Origin of the sequence: Brachyspira catarrhinii, assembly GCF_005518285.1 — a bacterium.
In the GTDB taxonomy this organism is placed as follows: Bacteria; Spirochaetota; Brachyspiria; order Brachyspirales; family Brachyspiraceae; genus Brachyspira; species Brachyspira catarrhinii.
Window position 1 is genome coordinate 1 of record NZ_SJDU01000193.1, and the last position, 4,329, is coordinate 4,329.

General features: G+C 27.8%; 5 protein-coding genes. 4 read left to right on the top strand and 1 reads right to left on the bottom strand.

The features are described from left to right. Positions 1-96: 96 nt before the first annotated feature. Positions 97-996 (top strand): fumarylacetoacetate hydrolase family protein, encoded by a 900-nt coding sequence (locus EZH24_RS07745; protein WP_137998543.1) that lies wholly within the window; start codon positions 97-99, stop codon positions 994-996. Here EZH24_RS07745 and EZH24_RS07750 read toward each other — a convergent pair. Further along, positions 954-1,976 (bottom strand): FkbM family methyltransferase, encoded by a 1,023-nt coding sequence (locus EZH24_RS07750; protein ID WP_137998544.1) that lies wholly within the window; start codon positions 1,974-1,976, stop codon positions 954-956. The genes EZH24_RS07745 and EZH24_RS07750 overlap by 43 nt on opposite strands. A 291-nt stretch (positions 1,977-2,267) precedes the next feature. Here EZH24_RS07750 and EZH24_RS07755 point away from each other — a divergent pair, with 291 nt between their 5' ends. From EZH24_RS07755 to EZH24_RS07765, 3 genes are all read left to right on the top strand, one after another. Continuing rightward, entirely contained in the window at positions 2,268-3,293 is a 1,026-nt protein-coding gene (locus tag EZH24_RS07755) for a diguanylate cyclase domain-containing protein (protein ID WP_137998545.1), read from the top strand. A 3-nt stretch (positions 3,294-3,296) separates the two neighbouring features. Continuing rightward, entirely contained in the window at positions 3,297-3,893 is a 597-nt protein-coding gene (locus EZH24_RS07760) for an L-threonylcarbamoyladenylate synthase (protein WP_137998546.1), read from the top strand. 87 nt (positions 3,894-3,980) lie between these two features. Further along, positions 3,981-4,329: hypothetical protein (locus tag EZH24_RS07765; protein WP_201798578.1), on the top strand; the 349-nt coding region annotated here is incomplete at its 3' end.

Genomic DNA, 4,329 nt, shown 5'->3' on the forward strand with positions numbered 1-4,329 from the left:
AGAAAGTCAATAGCAATATTATAAAAAATACTATAAACTTGAAAACTAATTTAAATTAATTATAATAATATTTAAATAATATTTTGAGGTTGTAAAATGAAATTCGTTTCGTTTATAGAATGGAATAATACCGAAGCAGTTGGAATCGTGAGCAAAGACGATAAAAAAGTTATAGCTATAAAAGAAATTATAAGCGATTTTCAATACGGCGAAAATCCTATGATTAAATTAATAAAAAATATGAATAAAGATTTGTTTAAAACTCTAAAAAACGCGAGCGAAAATTTCGATAAATATCCCGCTTATTCGATAGAAAATATTCAAATACTATCCCCGATAAGAAAACCGATTCACGATATAATTTGCGTTGGAGTAAATTATAGCGACCATTTGAAAGAAATCGAAGGCAATAAACTTATGGATAAAAACAATTCCAAAAAGCCCGTTTATTTTTCAAAGAGAGCGATTGAAATAATAGGACTCGGCGAAAAAATTAAAGCGAGATTCGATTTGGATAAATGTTTGGATTACGAAGTCGAACTTGCAATTATAATTGGAAAAAACGGAAGAGATATAAAGGTTGAACAAGCGAACGATTATATTTTTGGCTACAGTATATTTAACGACATCTCTTCGAGGACAATTCAGAAAGAACATTCGGAGTGGTATAAAGGAAAAAGTTTGGATTATTATAGCGCAATGGGACCATGCATAGTTTATAAAGACGATATAAAAGATATTTTTAATTTGGAAGTGAAAAGTATTTTAAACGAAGAAATTAGACAATCATCGAATACAAAATATATGATTCATGATATATATAATTTGGTTTCAGATATTTCAAAAGGAATGACTTTGGAAGCGGGAGATATAATAGCTACGGGAACGCCAGGCGGAGTCGGTATGTCTTTTAATCCTCCAAAATATATGAAGTCGGGCGATAAAATAGTTTGTTATATAGAAAGTATTGGAGAATTGATTAATTTTGTTGGATAAATAAAATTTTTAGGTTTGCAAAAAAGAATAGTCTCTCCGCACCAAGGCGAAAAAGTTCTTATGTAATATTCGTAATCCTCGTTAATAATATTTTTTATAAAAATCGGCACATCGTAAAAATCTTCCATAAAAAGTTTGCCGCCATGATAAATTGCAATCGCCAAATGAGGTTTGAATTTCTTTATAGTTTTTACCCCACCTTCCAATATAGTTCTTTCAGCTCCTTCGACATCCATCTTTATAAAATCTATTTTTTCTATATTATTTTCTTCAACGAATTTATCTATCGTAATTGCGTTTTTCTTTGCGGCGGGAGTATTTTTAATCATAGAAACAAAATCAATTTCTTTTTCCGCATTTGAAAATAAAATATTTTTTGTAATCACATTATTTAATTTGTATTTATTTTTAACTTTTTCTAATATTTCGTAAGCGTAATTATCAGGCTCGAAAGCGTATATTTGCGCGTTGTCGGAACATTTTTTTGAAAAGAAATAAGCCGTGTCTCCTTTCCAAGCTCCAATGTCAAATATAGTCGCATTATCTTTTGCTTCAAAAATATTTTTAACATCGTATTGTTTTAGTCCGAATGTATAAAATAATAAAAAGCCTTCTATCTCGTTAAGATATTTAGATTTTTGAAAATAAAATAATATTCTTTTTAATCCCCAATGAAATATATTTATAGCGCCGTATTTTATACTTAAATTAATTTTTCGTTTATTGTCAATAAATGAATTTGGATAAAAGGCTAAAATGTATCTATATCTAACTATTTTTTTAAATAATTTTTTAGAATATTTTTCTTCAATCATATCGTAGAATATATTAAAATTTTTTCCGTCAATTAACGCTTTGATAAAATTATCGCTCCCTTCAATTTCGTTTATGCGATTTTTATCGAATTTTTTACCGATTAATTTTCTGCATTTGTTTAATAATTCCTGCGAGATATTTTTTATATTATCGTTAGTTGGCATAAATCTCTCCCGAATAAAAATAAATGTTTAATGAGTAAACATAATTTAATTTTAAGTTTAAACGATTGAATTGAATTGAATTGAATTCATGCTGCGAATCAAAACTTTTATAACCATAATTAAATTATAAAATTTTATTTAAAAAAGTCAATAGCAATTTTTTAATAAAATTTATGTCGATTAAAGTATTAACATATTTTTTATTCAATATATTCCGTTTATTTACGATATTTAAAAAAGAACTTTAAATTAAAAATATAAATATAATTAATCATATAAAAAGCGTTTATTATGAATGAAAATATTTTAGTCATAGAATATAGAGACGAAGTCGTTGAAAAAATAATCGATATTTTAAAAGAAAGACATTATAATCCGATTCCCACAAAATCTCGCTCGAAAGGAATAGAAATCGCAAACGAAAGTTCTATAGATTTGATAATTCTTGACGCCGATATTGGAGATTCACAAGGATTGCAACTTCTTGAAACTTTCAAAACCGAAGAAAACACAAAAGGAATTCCCGTTATTCTATTAAGCACGCCCTACAGAAAAATGGAATTTATTGAAGAGGCTATTGGTTTGGGAATAGACGATTTAATATTTACTCCTTTTGACGAAATGGAATTTATCGCTTCGGTTAACGGAGCTTTGAAATTAAAAAAATTATTCGTTGAAAATAATAAATTAATCAAACAGAATAACGATATTGAAGAAGAATTAAATAATCTTAAAGATGTTTCAGAGGAGCATTATAAATCTTTTAAAGAAGCTCAAAAAAAATATGACGACATACTCAATTACGATTTGGAAACGGGACTCGATAATAAAAAAGAATTCTATAAGCAATTTAAAAAATTTGTTTTTGAAAGCGTTCGGCATGAAGACACGATTATATTGTCATGTTTTTGTATTGACGGGCTTGAAAATATAATAAACGAATTCGGAATAATGGCTGCGGAAGAGATAATTCTTCAATTTACGAAAGTTTTGAAAGACGCAAGCAGAGAAGAAGATTTAATAGCTCGTTTTGGAAACAACGAATTTATAGTGGCATTTAAAAGAATGGACATAAGATTATACGATGAAAAAGTGGAAGAGATAAAAAATTTAGTCAGAAAAAACGAACTCGATTATAACGGAATGCTTATAAAATATACAATGTCCGCTGGAATATCTTACACGGCTTACAGAAAAACTTATCATTTTGAAAATAATGTTGAAAAAGAAGTAGCTCCATCGCTTTTAGCTTTGCATAACGCTAAAAGAAGAGGTTTCGCTTCGGTTTATATTCATCCTACTATAATAAGAAAATAAAATATGATTATCAATCTTAATAAAAACGATATTGAAAGCGTCAAATATGCGGCAAACGAAGTCGCTAAAGTTATTAAATCTGGCGGAGTGGTTATCTCTCCAACCGACACGGTTTACGGAATGCTTGCGAACGCTTTTTGTCCAGATGCAGTTCATAGAATTTATGAAATCAAAGGAAGAGAAAAAGACAAACCTTTATTAATATTGCTTGAAAACGAAAAAGATTTGAAATTATTTTCCGATATGCCGATTCCAGAAATTGTCAAAAAAAATATTCCGGGCGAATTAACTTTTATAATGCCGTTATCTGCAAATTTAAAATATAATTTTGAATTCTTAAAATCCACCGTTGCAATTAGAATTCCAAAAGACGATTATATGAAACTCATTCTTAAAGAAACTCCTCCGATTGTCGCTCCTTCCGCAAATCTTTCTGGCGAAGGCGTTATTTACGATGGCGATAAAATAGTAGAAATTTTTAAAGATAAAGTAGATTTGATAATCAACGCGGGATTAATAGAAAAAAAACTCCCATCGACTTTATACGATTCTATAAATAAAAAAATTCTTCGTCAGGGAGAAGTTTATTTGAAGGAATAAATTTTTAAATCTCCCAGTATTTTTTGTTTTTAGTTGTTTTTTAATCAATTTGAATTTATAATAAGAAAATAACGAAAAAAATAAAATATGAATAAAATCAAAATGCAAGAATATAAAACCTTAAAAATAGAAAATATTTACAATATAACCGATATTAATAACGCTTTGCCTTTGCTTAATTCTTCGGGCATAAACGCTTTTACAGATAAAACTAATATTATTCTTAAATTCGATACGGTCGATATAAAATTACTCGAAACTATAAAATATAATCCGTTAATACAAAAAACTATCGAAGAATTATATAAAATTCGTTCTTTTTCAAGTTCCAACGGAAAAATAGTTTTTAAAAGTTTCAATAAAGAGAAGAGAGTAAAAAATAAAAAAGAAAACAGCAAAAAAAGATTGGCTTACGAATATTATAAAAAAGATTTTG